This window comes from Ferruginibacter paludis (genome assembly GCF_030409685.1).
GTDB classification, from domain to species: Bacteria; Bacteroidota; Bacteroidia; order Chitinophagales; family Chitinophagaceae; genus Ferruginibacter; species Ferruginibacter paludis.
Map to the genome: position 1 here is coordinate 143,505 of NZ_JAUFQJ010000008.1, position 20,902 is coordinate 164,406.

Annotated in this window: 17 protein-coding genes; 4 read left to right on the forward strand and 13 right to left on the reverse strand. The window is 39.7% G+C overall.

Going from position 1 to position 20,902, the window contains the following annotated elements; translation table 11 throughout:
• Positions 1-23 precede the first annotated feature (23 nt).
• Both QWZ08_RS16010 and QWZ08_RS16015 read left to right on the forward strand, forming a co-directional pair.
• A complete protein-coding gene (locus tag QWZ08_RS16010; protein WP_290338493.1) occupies positions 24-1,034 on the forward strand; it encodes a glycosyltransferase family 2 protein in 1,011 nt (336 codons plus the stop codon).
• Positions 1,035-1,036: 2 nt separating this feature from the next.
• A complete protein-coding gene (locus QWZ08_RS16015; protein WP_290338494.1) occupies positions 1,037-1,891 on the forward strand; it encodes a glycosyltransferase family 2 protein in 855 nt (284 codons plus the stop codon).
• Positions 1,892-1,918: 27 nt separating this feature from the next.
• Here QWZ08_RS16015 and QWZ08_RS16020 read toward each other — a convergent pair whose 3' ends face one another.
• From QWZ08_RS16020 to QWZ08_RS16075, 12 genes are all read right to left on the reverse strand, one after another.
• Entirely contained in the window at positions 1,919-2,869 is a 951-nt protein-coding gene (locus QWZ08_RS16020) for a glycosyltransferase family 2 protein (RefSeq protein ID WP_290338495.1), read from the reverse strand.
• The gene (locus QWZ08_RS16025; RefSeq protein WP_290338496.1) at positions 2,866-3,747 is read right to left on the reverse strand and encodes a glycosyltransferase; all 882 of its coding nucleotides are present in this window, start codon (positions 3,745-3,747) and stop codon (positions 2,866-2,868) included. Before QWZ08_RS16025 ends, QWZ08_RS16020 begins: the two co-directional genes overlap by 4 nt.
• Positions 3,748-3,771: 24 nt before the next feature.
• Positions 3,772-4,602: an FkbM family methyltransferase gene (locus QWZ08_RS16030; protein ID WP_290338497.1), complete on the reverse strand. Its 831-nt coding sequence runs from the start codon at positions 4,600-4,602 to the stop codon at positions 3,772-3,774.
• Positions 4,603-4,860: 258 nt separating this feature from the next.
• Positions 4,861-5,322 (reverse strand): hypothetical protein, encoded by a 462-nt coding sequence (locus tag QWZ08_RS16035; RefSeq protein ID WP_290338498.1) that lies wholly within the window; start codon positions 5,320-5,322, stop codon positions 4,861-4,863.
• Positions 5,323-5,645: 323 nt separating this feature from the next.
• Positions 5,646-6,695 (reverse strand): TIGR00180 family glycosyltransferase, encoded by a 1,050-nt coding sequence (locus tag QWZ08_RS16040; protein ID WP_290338499.1) that lies wholly within the window; start codon positions 6,693-6,695, stop codon positions 5,646-5,648.
• Between the two features lie 61 nt (positions 6,696-6,756).
• Entirely contained in the window at positions 6,757-7,497 is a 741-nt protein-coding gene (locus QWZ08_RS16045) for a cephalosporin hydroxylase family protein (protein ID WP_290338500.1), read from the reverse strand.
• On the reverse strand, positions 7,481-8,350 hold the full coding sequence (locus QWZ08_RS16050; RefSeq protein ID WP_290338501.1) for an NAD-dependent epimerase/dehydratase family protein: 870 nt from the start codon (positions 8,348-8,350) through the stop codon (positions 7,481-7,483). The genes QWZ08_RS16045 and QWZ08_RS16050 overlap by 17 nt, the downstream gene beginning before the upstream one ends.
• A gap of 8 nt (positions 8,351-8,358) precedes the next feature.
• Positions 8,359-9,588 (reverse strand): class I SAM-dependent methyltransferase, encoded by a 1,230-nt coding sequence (locus tag QWZ08_RS16055; RefSeq protein ID WP_290338502.1) that lies wholly within the window; start codon positions 9,586-9,588, stop codon positions 8,359-8,361.
• 2 nt (positions 9,589-9,590) lie between these two features.
• Positions 9,591-10,136 (reverse strand): dTDP-4-dehydrorhamnose 3,5-epimerase, encoded by a 546-nt coding sequence (gene rfbC, locus QWZ08_RS16060; protein WP_290338503.1) that lies wholly within the window; start codon positions 10,134-10,136, stop codon positions 9,591-9,593.
• Entirely contained in the window at positions 10,133-11,212 is a 1,080-nt protein-coding gene (gene rfbG, locus QWZ08_RS16065) for a CDP-glucose 4,6-dehydratase (RefSeq protein WP_290338504.1), read from the reverse strand. The genes rfbC and rfbG overlap by 4 nt, the downstream gene beginning before the upstream one ends.
• Positions 11,197-11,973, reverse strand: a complete 777-nt coding sequence (gene rfbF / locus QWZ08_RS16070; RefSeq protein WP_290338505.1) for a glucose-1-phosphate cytidylyltransferase — start codon at positions 11,971-11,973, stop codon at positions 11,197-11,199. The genes rfbG and rfbF overlap by 16 nt, the downstream gene beginning before the upstream one ends.
• Entirely contained in the window at positions 11,970-12,716 is a 747-nt protein-coding gene (locus QWZ08_RS16075; RefSeq protein ID WP_290338506.1) for a menaquinone biosynthetic enzyme MqnA/MqnD family protein, read from the reverse strand. The genes rfbF and QWZ08_RS16075 overlap by 4 nt, the downstream gene beginning before the upstream one ends.
• Positions 12,717-12,757: 41 nt before the next feature.
• Between QWZ08_RS16075 and purB the strand changes: the two genes are divergently transcribed.
• Positions 12,758-14,092, forward strand: a complete 1,335-nt coding sequence (gene purB / locus QWZ08_RS16080) for an adenylosuccinate lyase (RefSeq protein ID WP_290338507.1) — start codon at positions 12,758-12,760, stop codon at positions 14,090-14,092.
• Positions 14,093-14,143: 51 nt separating this feature from the next.
• Positions 14,144-19,222: a LamG-like jellyroll fold domain-containing protein gene (locus tag QWZ08_RS16085; RefSeq protein ID WP_290338508.1), complete on the forward strand. Its 5,079-nt coding sequence runs from the start codon at positions 14,144-14,146 to the stop codon at positions 19,220-19,222.
• 80 nt (positions 19,223-19,302) lie between these two features.
• Here QWZ08_RS16085 and QWZ08_RS16090 read toward each other — a convergent pair whose 3' ends face one another.
• Entirely contained in the window at positions 19,303-20,889 is a 1,587-nt protein-coding gene (locus QWZ08_RS16090; protein ID WP_290338509.1) for a peptide chain release factor 3, read from the reverse strand.
• Positions 20,890-20,902 lie beyond the last annotated feature (13 nt).

Sequence of the window (20,902 nt, forward strand, 5' to 3'; positions counted from 1 at the left end):
TTACAAGACTTCTATTTAAAAACATGGATGTATCCATCATCATAATCAATTACAAATCTGCCAAACTGGTGATGGATTGCGTAGCGAGTATCTACGAGCAAACACATCAGTATAGTTTTGAAATAATTGTGGTGGATAATGACTCACAAGACGGGTTGGAAGAAAAATTAAAGGCTGGCTTTCCGGCTACCCGATGGCTGCAAACCGGCTATAATGCAGGGTTTGCAAGGGCCAACAATGCCGGCATACGCATTGCACTGGGTGAATATGTACTAATTCTAAATGCAGATACGATTATCACAGAGGGTGCGATTGATAAAAATTTAGCGTTAATAAAAAAGGAGCCATTTGCTGTGGGGGCAGGCGTTCAACTATTGAATACAGACGGTACCAACCAGATATCCGGGGCGCATTTTGTGAAGGGCGGCCTGAATACTTTGCTGCCCCTGCCCTACCTGGGTAAACTGATCCGTTATCTTGGGTACCGTTTTAAATCAACGGTACCCAGCGTGCAGACGATCAAAGATAAAATTGAAGTGGACTGGGTGGTCGGTGCCTATATTTTAGTGAAAAAAGATGTGCTGCAAAAAGCTGGTTTGATGGATGAGGATTTTTTTATGTACGCCGAAGAGATTGAGTGGTGCAGCCGCTTACGCAAGCAGGGGAAACTGTACCTGTTTGCTGAGCCCAAAGTAATTCATATTGGTGGCGGAACAAGCAGCGATTACTACACTACCACGGAAAATGAAAACAGTAAAAACCTGTGGAATAAAAAAGGCAGGCAGATCATTGTGTCGAATATGCTACGCATCAGGAAACAATTTGGTATTGGCTGGTTCTTGATTATAGCCGGCACTTACTTTATTGAGATACCCCTGTTTTTCATCTGCTTGCTCCTGCACAAAATTTTCACTTTCAATAATGCAACCTATACTTTTAAAAACTGGATTGATTATGTAAAAAATATGGGCGTATTATTGCGCTATTGTTTTAAGATCTTTTTAAACAAACCTTATTTTTATAAAGTAGCTTAACAATGCAGTTATCCATCATCATTATCAATTACAATACGTTTACACTCACCTGTAGTTGCATACAATCTATTTACGATAAACTAATAGATGTTGATTATGAAATCGTACTGGTTGACAATGCTTCTGTTGAATGCGATCCAATGCTTTTCAAGCAAAAATTTCCGGGCATCAACCTGGTTGTAAGTCCGGTCAATAGTGGCTTTACGGGCGGCAATAACCTGGGCGTTGACAATGCTAAAGGCGATTACCTGTTACTATTAAACAGCGATACGGAACTCATCAACAATGCGCCGAAAATTTGTCTTGATCATTTGTTGACGCATAAAGAGGTAGGCATGACTACCTGCCAGTTATTATATCCGGATGGGCGTGTTCAATTCAATTGCCGTCGTTTCAGAACCATCAGCTGGGAGTTGCTGGAAGTGTTTCCATTGTATAAATTGTTGCCAAAGGCCAAACGGGAAGCGCTGATGCTGCATCATTATTTTGATCACCAAAGCTTTGCTAACTGCGATTGGGTTTGGGGTGCATTTATGCTGTTTCCTAAAAGCATCATACAACAACTACCAAAGAAAAAATTGTCGGATGATTTTTTTATGTATTGCGAAGACACACTCTGGTGCTGGGATTTTAAGCAGTTGGGTTATCAAATACATTTTCTGCCGCAGGCGAAAGTAATGCATGTACACAAAGGAAGTGTGAGCAAAGACAAATGGATATTAATACGCACCACATCCATCCGCAATCATGCGCAGTTTATGAAGAAATTTTATCCCGATTTCAGGTGGTATATTTTTGCTGCCATCTATTATACCAAACAATATGGAGCGCTTTGGGTCACACAAATCTTTAAATAAGTTTTTCCAACAACATATTTGTGGGAGCTAAAAAACACCCTTCATTCTCAGCAGACAATAGCAGGTCAGCATGGCTATTTTTGAAAATAATCCTTTCTTCATTAAGCCAGGTGAAACCTGCTGCTGAAAAGCAATCATATGTTGTAAAACGGCTGCAACCTCTCCTTGATAAAATGGTTCAATATCCTTCGCTGACTTAATTTCAAAATTTCTGTAAGTACGCCAGTAATAATCAAATGCTATAACATTGCGCAAAGCCCCGGCGCCAATTTTTTCAAACAAAACGTGGTTCTCATACATTTGAACTGCCTTGTTCTTATAAGTGTAATTGGTAACCTGCCCCTCATTAATGCCGACATGAATCAACACTTCATTGATATACCGGCACTTAATTTTATTTTGAAGCAACTCAATATAATAGGCAAAATCAACAATGTATTTAAAACGGTTATCGTATAAAAATGGGACGTCTTTTTTTACCACGATGCAGCTGGGGTTGCCAAAGTAATTTCTCCGCAGCATATGGTACGGAGAAAGGCTTAAGAAGAAACGGTCGAACCAATTACAGGTGATAATTTTCCTTGTATTGTTAGCAGTATCCTCAAAAATAAAAGCACCATAGAATACCTGCACCTGTGGATTGCTTTCAATGGCCGAAACGAATAATGCCAAACTATCTTTGGCAGCGAAGTAATCATCATCATGCATCAGCTTTACCCATGTGCCGGATGCTTTGCGTATGCCTTCATTCCAGTTTTCCGGTGTTCCCAGTTGCGGCGTATTTTTGTAGTACACCAACTTAAAGGTGTGCGGGTAAGTATCGCAGAAATTTTTAACGGTGTCGTCAGGACTATCGTCTGTTATAATAACCTCATAATCGGTGAACGTTTGGTTGCCAATGGAATCAAGTAATATTTTCAGATCAGTGATCCGCTTGTAAGCTGGAATACATATTGAAATAAGGGGCTTATTGCTCATGATTTAACTGCGCTTTTAAAATATTTTTTCACCATAAACAATAATACATTTGGCCACGCTGACAGATGCGCCCAAATTTTTACTCTCATCAGCCATTGCATCTGATTGTAAAATCTAATATTTTCGTGCTTCAAACGTATCAGCCAGGCACGTACAATTTTATCTTCCCATCTTTTTTTGTTAACTGGTAATCCCTTTACATAAGCAGGTAATTTCGCACTCATTTTATTGTGCCAGTCAAGTGTTGCCTCCAGCCATTTATCAGAAAAATTGCCACCTTCTGTCAAATGGATCATATCAATTTCAAAACTAACCACCACTTTATATTTTTCAGCTACCCGCAAAGAAAAATCCAAATCATACAGGTGAAAACCTTTCAGCAAGATATCATCAAACTTAACCTCTTCCCAAACCTTTTTTGGGCAACATAATAACACGCCATCCAGCACAACCACTTCCTGGATAAGCGATCCGGGCACCGGATTAAAATACATTTGTTGCTGGTTCCCTTTACGATCCAGATGTGTAATATTACAACAATCAATTTCCGCAATGCCCGTTGCCCAGCCAGAAGGAACGTTGCTTTTATATTTACTGCCGGCAATACCAACCAGGCCCAGCTGCGGATCATTTTTAAAATGATCAATCAATTTCAATCCCCAGTTTTGCGTTTTAAAAATTAAATCTTCATGCACAAAACAAAGAATATCGTAAGACGCTTTTGCGGCTCCAAGATTATATACATACGTTAGACTTTGTGGGTTTGTAATATTATCAATTATGACAGGCTCCCACACAACCCCGATGGTTTCTGCAATATTTTTTTGCACCTGTCCGGCAAGTATTTTATTAATTGAACAGATGATTACTGAGATCATAAATGAAAATCTTAAACACGTAATTTATACACGAAAACAAAAAATATTTAACTGCACATCATACTCAATATCGGATTTTTTTACTCTTTGAAATGGATAATCAAAAAGAGTGGCGGCCTCTTTTATGTAGTAATTAAATCCAGCACCACTAATCATTTCAAACACTGCGGTCAACTCTTTATTTTGAGCAAACGTGCCATGGTATTCCAAAAACATATTTTTAACCTGGTATAATCTATCAGCAATATCGCAGAGCACTTTATACTCTGCACCTTCAATATCAATTTTTAAAAAATCAACTTCCCGGTCCAGCAAATCCCTTAGCCTCACTGCCTGCACGTCGATTGTACCAGCACTTGCCTTCATCTCAATTTTGCTGGTCATTGTGCCCTGGCTTGAAAACTGAAGCACCGTATTCTCAATCCAGATAGCCTCTTTGCGAAGATCTACGTTGCTGTATCCAAAAGAAGCTATATTTTTTGACAACAGCTGGAAGTTTGTTTCGTCCGGCTCAAAGGCGATCATCTCAGCATTAGGATATAGCCGCTTCATGTAGATAACGCTTAACCCAATGTTAGCGCCGCAATCAATTATAAATGGGTTGGCTTTTAATTCCTGGCGATACATCTCTTCTATAAAAATTTCCTCCAGGCCGTTAACCAATTGTATAGAATCAGTAAAATAAAGCGGCTTGCCAAATAGGACATGTGTTTTGATTTTACCGGCAGGCAAATGTTTATAGTATTTTATTTTGAACCAGTTTAAATTTATTTTTTTGTACGGGTTGGACCCCAACCGTTTTAAATTTAAACTGATACCTTTTGAAATATTTTGAAGAAAGGAATTACCCGGCATTTATATTTTTGATTTAAAGAATTAGACTTATTAAAGTTGCTCATAAAGCCGTTGCACCAGGCTTTTTCAATATCGCTGACCATACACGCATAGTAAAAGTTTGATATAAATTTGGCAGATTTAAATTTTTATAACAGAAATATGCAAACTTATTGAAAATTAAAGCAACTCTGTTTAAGAGATGGGGTTGCCTGTAAAACTAAAAAACGTTTAGAGCCTGTGGAAAACTCTAAACGCTAATCAAAACTTTACAAAAACCTATTTATTTCTTCTCATATTTTGGAATGTTCCGGTATATGTTTGTCCGCTTAAATCTTGCCAGGTGCCATCAGTTAAAGTTCCCGTATCGCTGAATGTTAATTTAGCCTTGTTGATTATACTTCCTCCACTATATGGAAGTATTGACGTATCCTGGTATTCAAATAAAGTTCCGTTTAGTTTCCATGTTCCCCTGGTAAGTTCATATTCCGTTGATGATATAACCTGAGCCCTTTTCATAAAAGTTCCATCAGGATAAATTGTAAAGCTGCAATAAGTAGCAATATGATTTACCTGGTCGGTTTGGTAGGTACCTTCCCATAACCCGGTAACGGGGTAAGCTGCGGGAGGACAATTATCTCCGGCTTGAACAGTAGTTTTTTTACAGCTTGTCATCTGAAAAAGGATGGATGTCAAAACAAAAGCTTTTAGTGCAGCAGAGATCATGAAAATTCTTCTCATTTTTATTAATTTGATTAATGCCTACTCAAGGGGAACCCAGTTTCGGATTGGCTGTGAAATAAGATAGTATAAAAATAATTTGGTAAATGCGTAACACTTTTAGAAAGGATCACAAGTATTGATTGCGGAAGTTCCAGATAAAAGAATTTCATACTTAAGATACCTTGTTATTTATTATGGCATTTTTTTCTTCAAGTCATTTAAATGTTAAAGGGACGACCTATTTCATCATTAATCGAGCAACTAGAAGGATAAAAATTACCAGCTTTAAATCAATACAAATAAATATCATTGCACCAATTACAAATGGAATCCTTTTGAATTTATGGTGTTGAAAACGAGTTCTTTTTAAAATACTTGGATATTAACTCATGAATTATAGCCAGCTGTTTTTTTTCATCGTCCGTTCTTACGAGTTTGGATAAAGCGACTGCACTCTTCCGTTTTCTAAACAGGCTGATCATTGGCGGCCCGATAAAAGGAATGGCGAAAAATAATTTGCCGACCTTTTTCTCAAAACTCACATTCGCAGTTTTCTTAAGGCTATGAACATGATGGGCAAACTGCATTATAATTGGTCTTAAAAAATGCCTCGAATTTTCTACTGATTGATTTATCTCCGGCGAAATTAGCAAAGCATGATAAGTCAAAAAATCTTCAAACTCCTTTTCAAAATTTTTGTCAAGTAAAACTGTATCAATATTTGGAGTCGTCTTATCATCAGAATATTCTGTGTATTCCCTTACCTGGTACAAAAAAGGCAACTCAATAATATGCCCTTTCACCAGCGGATAAATCGCCGTAATATACTCGTTAAGAAAGAGGTTTCTTATCCACTGTTCAGCATCCCGGAAAGCTTGTTTCAAAATATCCGTCCGATGTACTGCACAGAATATCGTTCGGTATGAATGAAAGAATTGTTGTAGCCTTTTGAATGGATCCTCTTCCTGACTTCTGTATGATAACCGATCTGTATACATTGCTAAAAAATCAATTTTTTCACAAGCCCCCGGTACTTTTTTATAACAAATTGTGTTGCCCATCGCAGAACTAAAAGCCTCGTTATCTTTCAAAAAGCTGATACATTTAAGAAGGGCTTCCGGGATAATAAAATCATCATCAGCGCACATCACAACATAAGGCGACCTGACTTTTTCCAATATGAAAGCAATTTTACCGGTAAGTGATTTTTGAGGAAGATGAAAATAATGAACCCTATCCAATTTGCCACTTGCCAAATTTATATCGTATGGTTTAGCTGTACTATCAGCAACAAATAAAGAAATATCGGTGAGTGAATAATACTCCAGTATTCTTGTAAGATAACCATGCCTGTTGTGCGTTGGAATAATAATACTGATATCGGTGTTCACTTAAGATAATTTACTATTGATGCTTACAGTTAAGTTAAAATAATGAATCCAATAAGGGTAATTATTTTATTCGTTTTAGATAACCACTTGGCGCAACACTGATTAAAAGTTTATTGTCAATAGACCTGTCTATTTCAAACTGGCTGTTAACGTCAAGAAATGCTTTAGCCGCTGTTAACGGATTATCGCCAACTCCCCATGGCCGTGTGTGCCCTGGTAAATAATTAGCGGGTAACTTTTCAACAATCGTATCAAAAACCACTACATAGGAATTTAAAGAGACAAATGGGGCGTACATCTGTAATTCCTGTAAAACATGTTCATGGGTATGATTGGAATCAAGTACAACCAAAACCGTTTTTTTTCCTACAGTATGTTGCCGTACTCTTGTTACTATTTCCGGATCAATAGATGAACCCTGGATCATTTTTATTCTTTTGTACATAGGGTGGCTTTCAATGGCAATTTTGTTATGCTCACGAATATCAATGTCTATCCCAAGCACTTCTCCCTTCCCAATCAATTCCAACAGGGAAGCATAATAAACTAAAGATCCTCCATGAGCTATTCCTGTCTCTATAATCAAATCAGGTTGCAACGTCCATATTATCTCCTGCATAGCCAGCATATCCTGGGGATATTGAATGATAGGCCTTCCCATCCACGAAAAATTGTATGAATACTGCGCCTTATTAGATTCAAGATTGAAAGCCCCGGCGGCAGTTAATAGCCTTTCATTATTGGCATTGTTGGCAATGCGATCTTCCCTTTCCTCTTTAAATTGCTCAATTGGATTTGTCATTGTCTGTTATAGTTTTTAATTTTTGGTTATCACCCCAAAAACGCATTGGTTCATAATCTGCGTAAGGATAGTACCCGAGGTTAAGTTGTATTTGCTTTTGTCGTTGCTTCAAATAATTCTCTACAAGAGTTCTTACTTTAACCGGACGACCGCTACAGCAATTGATCAGTCCTGTCACCCTGCATTGTAAGGCTATCTTAACAATGTAGCTTGCCACTTTTTCTACAGGCAGGTAATCCCGTTCCTGCTCACCCCCGCTCATATTGAATACTGCTTCATGAGCATCCAGTGCTTTATCCAGTTGCGAAATTAAGGAATTAGGGCTTTGCCCTGTTCCGTACATGTAAAATAACCTTATCCATTTAAAGTGAAATATCTTTTGCAATTGCAATTCCTCCATTTGCTTGCGCAATGTATCCTTTGCGATAGCATATGAATTAGCTGGCCTTGTATCCATATTTTCCGATAAAACTCCCTCCTGCATACCATATTCAAAACAAGTCCCTGTTATTGTTATGTCAGTTAAACCATTATCAATGCAATTTTTCAAAAATGAATAGTGACGGGGTAAATTGTCGTGTACATGAAAAGCAGCAGTATAGTTGGGTAATCCTTCCCAAGCCAGGTGAATCATACTATCTGGCTTATAAAAGAAATCGTAATAATTAATTGTGCTATTATAATCCTTTAAATTAAATGGGATGTAAATTACAGATGAAAACCAAGGCGCAAGCCTGGCTTTTTTTATGTCAGCGGAAGAGGCTATTACAGTAAGATCTTTTTGTTGCAGTAATTGTTCTACTACATAATTCCCAATAAAACCAGTGGCCCCTGTAACAAGTATTTTTTTCATGAATATTTCTATCCGATAATTTGTAAATGAGGTACAGCAACGACAAATTTCCCTCCCCACTCTCTAATATAATGTAGCTGTTTTATTATTTCATCCTTTAAATTCCAGGGAAATATAATCACAAATTCCGGCTGCGCATTTTTAAGGTATTGTTCATTTACAACGGGAATATGGCTGGCAGGTAAATATTTATTTTGTTTGTGGGGATTGGCATCTACCACAAACTCAATCAGATCATTTTTTATACCGCAATAATTCAACATCGTATTTCCTTTGGCAGCCGCTCCATAGGCGGCTACCTTCTTTCCCAATCTTTTCTGATCAATCAAAAATTCGGTAATATCTAATTTTACTTTTAGCGCCTGTTGCTGAAAATGATCATAGTATGCCAGGGTCATCATTCCTTTACCAACTTCTTTTTTTAAACGTAATGAAACGTTTTCGCTGATCTTTTTGGTTGCATCGTGCTGATGCTTTGCATAAATGCGCAAAGAACCGCCATGAGTAGTTAATTCCTCAACGTCAAATATTTCCAGCGCCAGTGAATTGAATATTTGTTTTACTGTATAAAGAGACAGGTAGGAAAAATGCTCATGATAAATTGTATCAAACTGGTTGTTATCAACCAACTGCATCAGGTGTGGAAATTCCATTGTAATAACTCCGGTCTCCTTTAAAATTATTTTAAGACCAGTCACAAAATCAACAATATCAGGTACGTGGGCCAACACGTTATTGCCGAGTAAAAGGTCAGCTTTAATATTTTTTGCTACCAACTCACTTGCTAGTTTCGATCCAAAAAAATCAATAACCGATTCTACTCCTTTTTCTTTTGCTGCGGCCGCTGTGTTAGCTGTTGGTTCAATGCCCAGCACCGGGATATTTTTCTCTTTAAAATATTGCAGTAAATACCCATCGTTCGAAGCAACTTCTATCACCAACGACTGTTGGTTGTAACCAAATCGTTTAATCATTAAATCAGAATACTCTTTTGCATGTTGTAGCCAGCTTGTGCTGTAAGATGAGAAATAAACGTAATTGCTATCAAATATCGCTTCGGATTTTTTGTATTCATCCACCTGCACCAGGAAACATTCATGACAGGTATACACCTTTAAAGGGTAAAAAGTTTCGGGCTCATTTAGTTGACTTGCCGTTAAAAAAGAGTTAGACGCAGGCGAATTTACCAGGTCGATAAAAACATTCTCTAGCCGGGCCTTACAAAATCTGCATTGCATAATTACAGTCCTTTAAAATTTATATCAATCAATGGGTGCATACTGTCCCTTTCTGAAATCCGGTCTGCTGAAAGTGGCCAGTCTATATTTATTAATGGTTCATTATACCTTATCCCCCCTTCTACACCCGGTGCGTAAAATTGAGAATGATGATAGATTAGTTCACATTCATCGGTTAACGCCTGAAATCCGTGGGCGAAACCTTCAGGTATATAGATCATCTTTCTATTAATCGCGGATATTTCGGCTCCAAAATAGTTTAAAAATGTCGGGGAATCTTTTCTTATATCAATGATGACATCATAAGCGGCTCCGGCTATGCAACGTACCAGCTTGACTTCAGTAAAAGGGGCAAGTTGAAAGTGCATTCCCCTGATTGTGCCTTTTTGCCTGGTATACGAATGATTTAACTGAACCCATTCTTTTGTATGTCCTATCGAGTTAAATTCGTTTTTGCAATATGTTCTCGCAAACCAGCCTCGTTCATCAGTAAATGGTTCAAGATCGATGACGTAACTACCCTTCAATGATGTTTCCGTGAATATCATGTTGATTGATAGTTTTTAATTTGTTGTATCGTAAACTCAAATACATTTTCTGCTTTTTGTTTATACCATTCAATAGTCCATTCAATAGCTTCTTTACTTGTCAGCTTTGGAGTCCATTTTAAATTTGCTATAGCTTTACTAATATCCAATTGCAATATTCCAGCTTCATGTGGTTGCGAAGGGTCTGAATCGTCTGCCCAACTTCCATGTCCCCAATATTCAAGGGCTAAACTCACCAACTCTTTTACAGATAAATGGTCGTCAGTTTTTGGACCAAAATTATAAGCTCCTGAAAATTTAGCGGGTTCATCATTTAATAATATTCCCAACAAAAGATACCCGCTTAACGGCTCTAAAACGTGTTGCCACGGCCGTACAGCTCCCGGATTTCTAACCCTGACAGGCTTTTCTTCAATCAATGAGCGGATGATGTCGGGTATAATTCTGTCCTTATTCCAGTCACCTCCACCAATTACATTGCCTGCTCTAGCGCTCACAACAGATTTTTGATGGGTTGAATATTTTTGAAGATTAAAAAAAGACCGCCTGAATGAATTGATCACTATTTCTGCAGCTGCCTTACTGGCGCTGTAAGGGTCATACCCTCCTAATTCATCTGTTTCCTGATAATGATAATCAATTTCTTTGTTTTCATACACTTTATCCGTCGTGATAACAATCACACTGCACTTATCGGGAAGATCGCATACAGCTTCGAGAACGTTGGCAGTACCCACAGTGTTTATATCGAAAGTTTCAGAAGGAATTTCATATGACCGCCTAACCAATGCTTGTGCCGCTAAGTGGAAAATAAAATCTGGTCTAAAATCAAGTATTTCTTTCTTTAATTTTTCTTTGTCTCTTATATCCGCAATTACATTTTCAAACTCAATATGAGGCGCTACAGCATTGAATAATCCAATATCATCTGGCGCAAGCGCATAGCCTTTTATGTTAGCACCCAATAAATGCAGCCAGGTTATCAACCATGCGCCTTTAAAACCAGTATGGCCTGTTATAAAAACCTTCTTGCCCTTATAATATAAAAATGTATTTCCTCTCACCACACTTTCCATTTCGCATTATTATTTTTCCAGAGCTCTTCCAATTCTAATTTATCCCGCAATGCATCCATACATTTCCAAAAGCCCTTATGTTGGTACGCCACCAATTGCTGATCGTTGGTCAATTTTTCCAACGGTTCATCTTCCCACATCATGTTTGTCATGTCTCCTTCCAGATATTTGAAGACTTCTGACTTTAGAATGAAAAACCCGCCGTTGATCCATTTACTCTCATCTTTTGCCTTTTCCCTGAACGACACTACCTCTCCATTTGACCCAAGATCCATACCGCCAAAGCGTGCATCCAGCTGTATTGAAGTAACGGTTGCAATCTTGTTATGGGCTCTGTGAAAAGCCAGCAAATCTTTGATATTTACATCACACACCCCGTCCCCATAAGTCAATAAGAAGTCTTCAGTTCCAATATATTTCTCAACTTGCTGCAATCTTCCGGCTGTTTTGGTGGTTAATCCCGTTTCCACCAATGTCACTTTAAACGCCTCGGCGTTGGTGCCATGAATTTCAGTTTTATTGGTGCGTAAATCAACCGTTATATCAGAATTATGTAAAAAATAGTTAATGAAATATTCTTTTATTACATACCCTTTGTAACCAAGGCAAATGATAAAATCATTAAATCCATAATGACTGTAAATCTTCATAATGTGCCACAGAATGGGCTTTCCGCCAATCTCAACCATTGGCTTGGGCCGGATATCCGTTTCTTCAGAAATCCGGGTTCCCAGCCCTCCGGCAAATAGAACAACTTTCATTTGTAGCTTTTTATTTTCTCCAAAAATAAAGTTATTACTTCAAGCTTATCAAATTGAGGATTGAATTTTATATTGTCTGTGTAATAGGTGTGTAAATCATACGTATCGTATGGATTTTCCCGGACTACCCGTTCTAAATTATCCAATCCAAATTTATTTGCCTGGTTAAAGTTTGCTATAAACTGTTGAGTCATTTGCTTGTTGCTTACCCAGGCTGCAAATACGAAAGGCTTACCTGTTAACTCTTTCCATGAAGTGCTTAAATCATGGATAAAGATTGATTTTAGCCGTTGTTGCAGCGCCCTGTCACCAATAACAAGCCCCGCTGTATCGCCGGATATAGCATTCTCATATCCCTCTGAAGCCTGTACCAAATCAGGAGAAATTTTCCAATGCTCTTTCAACAGCACCTTTAAAAGCGCAACAGAAGTGCGGCTCTGGTAATCCAGTAAAATCGTCTTTATTTCATTCAATGGCACATCACTAAAAAGGCAAACGCTTGCCACTTCTCCGTCGGAGGCAATGCAATAATCGGACATGATGTAGTATTCTTTCAACTGCGGAAGTATAGCAACGGGAATAAGTCCGATATCAATTTCGTTTTTGATAAGTTGTATAGCAATATTTGCCGGGTAGTCGATAACAAGATCAATTGACTCCTTCATCATTCCCTTTTCAAATCCAAAAATCAACGGTTTTGTGTTCAGATAGCTAACCGCTCCTACTCTTATTTTTCTGTCCAATTGCTTTAGTATAATTTTGGCTGCAAATTTACAGCATCACCATGGATTTAAATCAACTAACTGCTATCTCTCCCATTGACGGACGTTACCGAAAACAATTGCATCACCTGGACGAATATTTCAGCGAGTATGCCCTCATAAAATACCGGGTGCTGGTGGAGGTTGAATATTTCGTTTTTCTTGCTGAAAAAAAATTTTTTAAGTTGCCTGCCAGCGTGAAAACTCACCTTCAGAATGCGGTCGCCAATTTTTCCCTGGAAGATGCGGGAGTGATAAAAGAAACTGAAAAAATTACCAACCATGATGTGAAAGCAGTTGAATATTTTTTGAAAGGGGAATTGGATAAATGCAATGCAGCTTCTCTAAAAGAATGGATACATTTTGGTTTGACTTCACAGGATATCAACAATACCGCGATACCTTTAAGCTGGAAACACGCGGTGGAGCATGATTACCTGCCTGCCGTAATTAATCTGCAGCAGCAATTATTACAATTAGCAACTGCCTGGAAAGATATACCCATGCTGGCCCGTACGCACGGACAGGCAGCATCCCCTACACGCCTCGGTAAAGAGATCATGGTATACGTGGAAAGACTTGAAAACCAGGTGCAGTTGTTCAGTTACATTCCTTTTATGGCAAAATTTGGAGGTGCTACCGGCAACTTTAATGCCCATCATGTAGCTTATCCAAAATACGATTGGGTAAAGTTTGCCAATGAATTTACAGAAACGAAACTGGGCCTGGAACGCCAGCAATATACCACGCAAATAGAACACTACGATACCTTAGCTGCACATTTTGATGCCATTAAACGCATCAACACCATCTTCATAGATTTTTGCCGCGACATCTGGACATACGTCAGTACCGATTATTTTAAACAGAAAACAAAAAAGGGAGAAATAGGATCTTCGGCAATGCCTCACAAAGTAAACCCAATTGACTTTGAAAATGCCGAAGGCAACCTTGGTATTGCAAATGCTTTACTGGAGCACCTTTCAGCCAAATTACCGGTATCAAGATTACAGAGGGATCTCACAGACTCAACAGTATTGAGAAATATAGGCGTGCCGGTAGCACACACCATCCTTGCATTTAAGTCCATTGAAAAGGGCCTTGATAAACTGGTGCTGAATGAAGCAAAACTAAAAGCTGACCTTGATAACAACTGGGCTGTAGTTGCAGAAGCAATCCAAACCGTGTTGAGAAGAGAAAATTATCCGCAGCCTTATGAAGCGTTGAAAGAATTGACACGGGGCAAAAATGCGATTGATAAGCAGGCGATACACCAATTCATTGGTTCACTGAAAATTGCTGCTTCTTTAAAAAACGAATTAAAAAAAATAACTCCATACAATTATACTGGTATATGAAATTATTAGGGTATTTTTATTTTACCTTAATAAAACTATCACTGTACCCGTATGAGAAAATTTGCCTGTCTTTTTTTTCTGCTACATATTGGCTGGTCTGTCTGTAAAGCTCAAAATTGTAATAACTGGTTAAGTACTCCTTCTGTAAGCTCTTCCGTAAATATCGGGAAGCTGGATATTCCGGGAAATCAGGTAACCGTAGAAGCAACTATTAACAGAACCCAACCGTATGTTCCGGGCGGAGGTGACAATACAGAAGGAGACATCGTTTCAAAACACAATGATTTTTCTGACGTCAATTATTTATTAAGGCCCAACCATGCTTACATAACAACAACGAATGGTTTTTTTGGAACACCGGATATTTGTGATCTTACTTTAAACAAAACCTATCATGTCGCTCTGGTCTATGATGGTAGTACACTAAAATTTTACAGAGACGGATTTTTAATGAGCCAGGTTGCAGCTTCGGGAAATCTGATTCAAAATAACTGGGATACCAGGATTGGTCATTATTCACAAGCATTTTACACTACGCAGTTTATAGGATATATTAATGAAGTCAGGATTTGGAATGTAGCACGTACTCAGGCGCAACTACAATCTTACATGAATACATCTTTACCTGCGCCAACTGCTCAAACAGGTCTGTTGGCATATTATCAATTCAACAACTTGGTAAATAAACAGGGCAATACTACTTTTAACGGAACGATCAACGGGGCAGCCACTATTAATACCACCAATACAAGCTGCGCTTTTGTGGCAGACTCCTGCGCAAGAGTTACAACAGCTTGCAACAACTGGCTGGCAACTCCGGCCACTCCTTCTTATGCCAATATGGGGCAGGTAAATATTACCGGAAACAAGATTACAGTGGAGGCTACTTTCAACAGAACAACCTCCTATTCCGGAGGTGAAATTTATGCCGGTGATTTAGTTTCCAAACACAATGACCCTTCGGATGCCAATTATCTTTTACGTCCCAACACAGCAGAAATTACTACATCCAACGGGTATTTCCGAACGCCTGATATCTGTGATATTGAGCTCAATAAAACGTACCATGCCGCTATGGTGTACGATGGCAGTACGCTAAAATTTTATAGAAATGGATTTTTAATGAGCCAGGTTGCCGCCACTGGTACATTATATCAAAACAATTGGCAAACAAGGATTGGCTGGTACGAGCCACAGGGATTTAACACAAACTTTATTGGATATATTAATGAAGTCAGAATTTGGAATGTGGCGAAAACGCAGGCAGAGCTAAAAAATTACATGAACACCACCTTACCTGCTCCAACCACGCAACCTGGCCTGGTGGCTTACTATACTTTTGATAATTTATTAAATAAACAGGGCAATACTGCTTTCGATGGTGTTTTGGGCGGCAGTGCTTCCATCAATGCAACTAACCCCAATTGTGCATTTGTTGCAGATTCCTGCGCTAAAATTATAAGTGACAGTTTAATCATCAACACCTATACCCCTGTAATAGCGTTCAATCCCTGCGAAAATAAGATTACCGTTGAAGATGCATCTACATTTAATATTGGTGATACAGTGCTGATGATACAGATGAAAGGGGCTCTTATTGATACTTCAAATACCGCGGCATTTGGTAATATTACCAATTTTAAAAATGCTGGTAATTATGAGTATAACTACGTAAAAAGTAAATCGGGAAATATAATAGAACTGACGAATGTTTTACTCCGCCAGTATGACTTACCCGATGGACGGGTGCAGCTGGTAAGGGTTCCTTACTACAAAAGCATCACATTTTCCAGTCCTCTTACGTGTCTGCCCTGGGATGGTAAAAAGGGTGGCGTATTGGTGTTTAATGTGAAAGACACTATTAAATTAAATTCTGACATAGATGTTAGTGGGAAAGGCTTTAAAGGAGGGCGTGAAGAAAATTTTAATACCGCCAGTACAAATTGTAGTCAGAACGATTTTTATTATATGCTGGGAAATGTATTTGGTGCTGCGAAAGGTGAAGGCATTGCAGAAGTGAGCACAGAAAAGTCTGCAGGCAAAGGTAAACTGGCAAATGGCGGCGGAGGTGGAAATGATCACAATGCCGGCGGTGGAGGTGGCTCCAATGCTTCCATAGGTGGCAGAGGGGGTAATCAGTTTAATCTTTGCAATGATGCCATAGTTGTTAATGCCGGCGTTGCGGGATATGGTTTAACAAATTATACTACGCAAAATAAAATTTACTTAGGCGGCGGTGGCGGATCAGGCCACGCAAATGACCCTGGTGCCGATCCTTTTACTTCCGGTGGTGGTAGAGGTGGTGCACTTATTCTCATTTCATCCGGTTATCTTCAATCTAATAGTTCTAAAATAAAGAGCAACGGGAACAATGGTACAGCCTGTACGGGAAGCAATTGCAATGAAGGAGCAGGTGGTGGCGGAGCAGGCGGTTCAATTTTATTAAATACAAATAATTTTCTTGATAAAATTACTGTTGAAGCTAAAGGAGGAAACGGTGCAAGCACCGGCCCTTTCCCAACTTTTATTACAGGACCAGGAGGCGGTGGCAGTGGTGGCGTAATTTGGTTCAAACAAAACGTGAATCCTCCTGGCGCACTATTAACATTAAATGGAGGAATTAATGGAGTTAATACCACAGCGGGTAACGATGCCTGGGGCGCATTGCCAGGGTCTGCCGGATTTACCTATAACAGTTTGGTATTACCTGTTACTTCTGTTCCCTTCAAAAAAAATATTGATTCTGTAAAAATAAAATCCGCAAAGTCCTCCTGCAATTCATTTGATTTTACAGGACTTGCCTACGTGCAAAATTCTGCCATCAAAACCTGGCATTGGGACTTTGGCGATGGCACAACAGCAAGCTCATCCGTTGTAACACATCCCTATGCTACAGTTGGCGCACATACTGTTTCCCTTGTGGTGACCGACAACAACGGTTGTACAGACAGTGTAAAAACTACCGTTACCACTACAGGTTCTACGATTGATTTTTCTTACAACCAGAATAGCTGTAATCCGCTCAGCATCCAGTTTTCAGCAATTGGAAATGCTCCGGTAAATCCATCCTGGATATTTGGAGATGGCGGACTTGCGACTGGGGCTACACCAACTCATGTTTATGCCAATACGGGTAACTACCTTGTAAAATATACGGCGCAAACCGGTAGCTGTAATGACACTATCACGAAAAATATTTCTGTTAATATTCTACGGCAGGATATTATACTTACCAGGGATACTACCATTTGTTTTGGTACGACTAAACAATTGCTGACGGCACCTTCACTCAACTTTTGCTGGTCACCCACGACTTATTTAGACGATCCTTTATCTGCAAATCCCACCACAAATACACCGGTTGCTATCACCTATTTCTTAACTGCACAAATCCCCGGCGTTAACACCATTGTCAACGGCGATTTTAGCGCCGGCAATACAGGATTTGCTTCGGCATATAATTTTGCCACACCCAACATCACGGAAGCTCAGTATTTCGTTGGCACAAATCCCCAAAACTGGAACGGGGGTCTGAGCCCATGTGGTGATCATACAACAGGCAGCGGTAATATGATGTTAGTAAACGGCGCGCCGACAGCAGACGTACTGGTGTGGAGTGAAAGTGTTGCAGTCACACCCAATACAAACTATGCCTTTTCGACCTGGATACAAGCGCTGTATACACCCAATCCGGCGCAACTTAGTTTTTCGATTAATGGTGGGGATGTTGGCACATTAATTACAGCGAGTTTACCAACCTGTAGCTGGACCCAATTTTATACAACCTGGAACTCTGGCAACAATACTTCTGCAAAAATTGCAATAGTAAACAAAAACACTTTTGTACAGGGCAACGATTTTGCGCTGGATGATATTTCTTTCGCGCCGGTGCTGATAAAACGAGACAGCGTAATTATCACAGTAGATAATCCTTCTGTAAAAGCAAATAATGACACCCTAGTTTGTGCAGGCAAGGCGGTGCAGTTGAGTGCAAACGGAAGCATATCGTATAACTGGTCTCCCACAACTGGTCTCTCAAATGCAACGGTTGCCAATCCGGTAGCAACACCAGCTGTAAACACCCAGTACATTGTAACGGGTACAGACAGTAAAGGCTGTACAGCTACGGATACCGTTAGCATTACAGCAAAGACGCTTCCTGTTGTTGCAGTTACTCCGGGTACAGCCATTTGTAAAAATACCCCGCTACAATTGCAAGCATCTGGTGGCAGTACTTACCAATGGCTGCCTGTAGCCGGACTTAGTAATGCCGCCATTGCCAACCCGGTTGCGTCGCCTGTAACCACCACCACATATGTTGTTGTTGTAACCGGAGTCAATAGTTGCACTGCCACTGATTCGGTAAAAATTGCTGTAAACCCCGACCCAGTATTTACCATATCCGCAGCAGATACCACTTGCCTCAATGCATCTGCCCAGTTATTAGCAACTGGCGGTGACGTATACACATGGTCACCGGCAGCACTTGTAAATAACCCTAACATTGCAAACCCCACCACCAATGCCAGCAGCAATACGACTTATACAGTAGTAATTAAAGAACTTACCTGTAATACCACTGCTACTTTAACTACTTCAGTAGCTGTATTGCCTGTGCCTGCCATCAAAGCAACAAAATTAAATGACATAGATTGTAGTATATCTGCTGCCCAGTTACAGGCAACCGGCAGCGGACCGTTTTCCTGGTCACCTGCTGCCAGCCTGGATAACAGTACTGCAGCCAATCCGCTGGCTTCGCCCAATGCCACCACGTTGTACACCGTATCCGCTGTAGATTTAACCACCAACTGTGTTGCCACTGATACGATTACCGTAGTAGTAAATAAAATCGGGTCCACTTCTTTTTTCATTCCGTCAGCGTTTACACCAAATGGAGATGGATTAAACGATTGTTTTAAAGTCAGTCATTTTACCTTCATGAAATCTGTTGAAGTGTCCATTTTTAACCGCTATGGAAGCATGGTATTTCATACTACCACAGATAATGATTGCTGGAATGGAACCTACCAAGGAAAAGCAGCTGACGCAGGCAATTACGTTTATTATATCAAAGCGGAGGATAACTGTAGCAAGTTTTACAAAAAAGGAAACTTAGTCCTGATCCGGTAGATGTTGAAAGATGTGCAAAGTGTAAAAACAAGAGCTGGTTAATTTTAAAAAGCAATTAACCAGCAAAAAAACCTTCAAATTCACTTATGTATCTCACTGGTAAAGTGAAATTCTATATCCGGATTATTTTGTCTTTCGGTATTTAAAAACCACTCACTTTGTGCCAGGTATACCAGGTGACCATCCTTATCCTCTGCAATGTTCGCCTGTTTAAATTTGATAAAATCCTGTAGCTTTTTCGGGTCCTTACTGGTGAGCCAGCAGGCCTTGTAAAAGGGCAGACTGTTCATTTGTACGGAAGCGCCGTACTCTTGCAACAAGCGGTATTGTATTACTTCAAATTGCAGTTCGCCCACGCAACCAATGATCTTTTTATTACCGCCAAATTGTGTAAATAACTGCGCAACGCCCTCATCAGTCAGCTGCAAAAGTCCTTTCTCTAACTGTTTGGTTTTCATCGGATCTTTATTCACTACCTCTTTAAAAATTTCCGGACTAAAAGATGGAATACCAGTGAAGTAGAACTTTTCCCCTTCAGTCAATGTATCCCCTATTTTAAAGTTACCAGTGTCAAACAAACCTACCACATCACCTGGAAATGCTTCTTCAATAATATCTTTTTGACGGGCCAAAAAACTGTAGGGATTATTAAACCGCAGATCTCTTTCAAGCCTAACATGATTGTAATATTTACTGCGTTCAAACTTGCCGCTGCACACCCTTAAAAAGGCGATCCTGTCCCTGTGCTTGGGATCAAGGTTGGCGTGAATCTTAAAAATAAAACCACTGAATTTCTCTTCTTCAGGATCGATATCGCGGGTAGTTGTATGCCGCGGACGGGGCGTTGGTGCAATGCGGACAAAAGTGTCCAGCATCTCTTTTACACCAAAATTATTTACAGCACTGCCAAAAAACACCGGGGCAGTTTTTCCGCTCAGGTAATCGGCCGTATTCAATTCGCCGTAAACACCATCAATCAGTTCCACATCTTCCCGTAAAGTGTTGGCGTCTTTTTCCCCGATCTTATCATCCAGAATTTTGTCGTTCAAGTCTTTTATCTCTACCACTTCTTCACCAGTTGCTTTGGTGCCGGCTGCAAACAGTACCAGGCTTTTTTCATGCAGATCATAAACGCCTTTAAAGTCTTTACCACTATTGATCGGCACCGTCATTGGATGCAGCTGAATCTTCAGTTCATTTTCAATTTCCTCCATCAGGTCGAACCTGTTCTTACCATCCCGGTCCATTTTGTTAATGAATACAATTACGGGCGTGTTACGCATCGCAATTACTTCCATCAGGCGCCTTGTTTGCGCCTCTACCCCGTTCACACTGTCAATCACCAGCACTACGCTGTCCACTGCAGTTAAAGTTCTGTAAGTATCCTCCGCAAAGTCTTTATGGCCGGGCGTATCCAGCAGGTTTATCAGGTGACCATCATACTCAAAAGTCATCACACTGGTTGCCACACTGATACCACGCTGGCGCTCAATTTCCATAAAATCACTGGTGGCGTGCTTCTTTATTTTGTTACTTTTAACCGCTCCCGCCGTTTGAATAGCGCCGCCAAACAACAGAAATTTTTCTGTAAGCGTAGTTTTACCGGCATCCGGGTGAGATATAATTGCAAATGTTTTGCGCCTGTTTATTTCGTTGCTGTACTTCATGCCCTATCCCCGC